Here is a 2,627-nt window from a genome sequence, read left to right on the forward strand (position 1 = left end):
GGCCGGGCGTCCCGGCGGCCCTGGCCGGGGCCGCGCGGGCCGGCGCGTGGCGCGGACGCCCCGGTCAGCGGGTGGCGTGGGCGCCGGCGGGCGCGGCCGCGAGCAGGGGCTGCAACGCGCCGGTGCGCAGGCGCCCCACCAGCGGGTCCGCGAGGCGCGCCAGGCTCCGGGCCGCCAGCCAGGCGACGGGGAGCGCGAGGACGGCGGCGCCGATCACGTCGTGCGGGTAGTGGTCGCCGAGGTAGACGCGGGTGAAGCCCTCGAAGAGCGCGAAGAGCGCGGCGATCACCGAGAGCCGCCGGTCCAGCACCCACAGGGCCCCCACCGTGGCGAAGGCCACGGTGGAGTGCCCGCTGGGGAAGGCGTAGTCGGTGCGCACCGGGCAGGGGTCGACGAGGTACGCGTGAGGCACCGAGTAGCACGGCCGCACCTCCGTGATCAGCTTCTTGGCCACCTCGGCGACGACGAAGGCGATGCCCACGGCGATCGGTGAGGCGAGCGCCAGCGTCATCGCCCGGCTGTCCCGGCGGCGCGCACCCCACCAGCCGATCAGCATGAGCACGAAGAACACCCCCAGGCCCGCGTTGGTCCACAGGTGCAGCGGGGTGTTGAGCCAGGGGGTCTCCCGCGCGAAGCCGGTGACGTGCGTGTAGAGGCCGCCGTCGACGACGGAGCCGTCGAAGGCGAGCCGGACCGGGTGGGCGTGGGTCATCAGTGGGGATCTCCTCGACGGACGACGGACGACGGACGAACGGGCGACGGGCGAACGGGCGACGGGCGAACGGGCGACGGGCGAACGGGCGACGGCGACCGGGCGGCGCGGCCGCTGAAGGAACCTCCGCGAGGGCCGGGACGGCGCGCGGCCATCGGCGCCGTGCGCACGGGAACGGATCAAAGACGCCCGCTCCCCCGCCGGCGGTCCCGGCGCGTCGGCCGGTACGCATCGGCGCGTTCCCCGCGGCGGTCCTTCGCTTCTACAGGTGCGTAGTATGTCTACGAGACAGTAGACGATGAACGCCGGGGAACCAAATCGTGAACTCCGGGCGAACTGCGAGTGACGCGGCGGGAGTCGGACCCGTACGGTACCGTCCCCGACCGCGGCCGCCTGTCACGCCCGGGACCCGCAGGGCGGCAGGGGACGTGCGGGTCGGCAGGCCACGCGGCGGCACGACCACGCCGCAGCGGCGACGCGGGGAACGGCAGGCCGCCGAGTCGGCGGAGGGGTTTCTATGGTGCCGTAGAATTTCTACGGGCCGGTAGAACGCTGGAGAGGGCGGCAGGGCATGGGATCGGACGAACAGGACCCGCGGGCCAGACGCGCGCGCGGGGAGCGGGAGGCGGAGATCCTCGACGTCCTGCTGGCCGGCCGGGAACCGATGACGCCGTGGGACGTGACCGGCCGGCTGTCGGGCGGCCCGGCCTACACCACGGTGGTGACCGTCCTCTCGCGGATGGTCGACAAGGGCCTGCTCACCCGGGAGAAACAGGGTCGCGCCTTCGCCTACGCACCGGTCGCCGACCTGCACGGACTGACGGCGCGACGCATGCGCAAGGCGCTGGACGCCGACACGGACCGGCAGGCGGTGCTCGCCCACTTCGTGAGCGAACTCTCCGACGAGGACGAGCAGTTGCTCCGGAATTTGCTGGACGGGCCGGCCGCCGGGCAGTGACCCGGCGGCCGCCGCACCCGGCCGCGCCGCCCCCCGGGCAGTCCCGCGCGCGGGCGGGACGGGCGGGCGCCCGTTCCCCCGTGTTCACCTCCGGGGAGTGGCGCCGCGTACCCTCTCGTTTGTACAGTGATGAAACAAAGTGGTTCCGCCCGCGATTTCCCTGACCGGCGGGCGGAGCCGCTTGCCTTCCGCCTCCGGGCCCGCCGGTCCGCGGCCGTCCCCACCGTTGGAGTTCCGCGCATGCAGGCCACCGCCCCCGAGACCGTACTGACCTGCCGGGCCCTGCTGCTCGACATGGACGGCACCCTCGTCAACTCGGATGCCGTGGTGGAACGCGTCTGGCGCGAGTGGGCGACCCGGCACGGCCTGGACGGCGACACGATCATGGGCGTCGTGCACGGCAGGCAGGGGTACGCCACGATGGCCGCCCTGCTGCCCGACCGCCCGATGGCCGAGAACTACGCGGAGAACGAGCGGATGCTCGCCCAGGAGACCGCCGACACCGAGGGCGTCGTCCCCGTGCCGGGGGCGCCCGCCTTCCTCGCGTCCCTCTCCGGGCTTCCGCACGCGCTCGTCACCTCGGCCGACGTCGCGCTCGCGACCGCGCGGATGGGCGCGGCGGACCTGCCGCTGCCGCCCGCGCGGGTCACGGCGGAGGACGTCAGCGCGAGCAAGCCCGACCCGGAGGGGTTCTTGAAGGGTGCGGCCGAGCTGGGCCACGCCCCGGCGGACTGCGTGGCCTTCGAGGACTCCGAGGCGGGCATCGCGGCGGCCCGCGCGGCCGGCATGCGGGTGGTCGGCGTGGGCCCCCGGGCCGCGGCGCTGTCTCCGACGGCCCACGTCCGCGACCTCACGCAGGTCACGGTCGAACGGGACGCCGCCACCGGGTCCGTCACCCTGCGCATCGCGGGCTGACCCCGGCGCCGCGCACCGCGTCGCGGCGACCGCGGCCGGGCC

3 protein-coding genes are annotated in these 2,627 nt (G+C 75.1%); 2 read left to right on the forward strand and 1 reads right to left on the reverse strand.

Annotated elements, in window-relative coordinates; all coding sequences use genetic code 11:
- Positions 1–64 precede the first annotated feature (64 nt).
- Complete coding sequence (locus L1885_RS26875) at positions 65–712, reverse strand: phosphatase PAP2 family protein (RefSeq protein ID WP_235799758.1); 648 nt, start codon at positions 710–712, stop codon at positions 65–67.
- A 571-nt stretch (positions 713–1,283) separates the two neighbouring features.
- Here L1885_RS26875 and L1885_RS26880 point away from each other — a divergent pair.
- Positions 1,284–1,670, forward strand: coding sequence for a BlaI/MecI/CopY family transcriptional regulator (locus L1885_RS26880; protein WP_235799759.1), 387 nt, complete (start codon positions 1,284–1,286; stop codon positions 1,668–1,670).
- A gap of 240 nt (positions 1,671–1,910) precedes the next feature.
- Entirely contained in the window at positions 1,911–2,585 is a 675-nt protein-coding gene (locus tag L1885_RS26885) for an HAD-IA family hydrolase (protein WP_235799760.1), read from the forward strand.
- The last annotated feature ends 42 nt before the right edge of the window (positions 2,586–2,627 follow it).

Source organism: Streptomyces fuscigenes, assembly GCF_021556455.1.
Taxonomy (GTDB): Bacteria; Actinomycetota; Actinomycetes; order Streptomycetales; family Streptomycetaceae; genus Streptomyces; species Streptomyces fuscigenes.

Coding starts and splice junctions, on each gene's coding strand:
- L1885_RS26875 (WP_235799758.1), bottom strand. CDS start 712: ATGACCCACGCCCACCCGGTCCGGCTCGCCTTCGACGGCTCCGTCGTC.
- L1885_RS26880 (WP_235799759.1), top strand. CDS start 1,284: ATGGGATCGGACGAACAGGACCCGCGGGCCAGACGCGCGCGCGGGGAG.
- L1885_RS26885 (WP_235799760.1), top strand. CDS start 1,911: ATGCAGGCCACCGCCCCCGAGACCGTACTGACCTGCCGGGCCCTGCTG.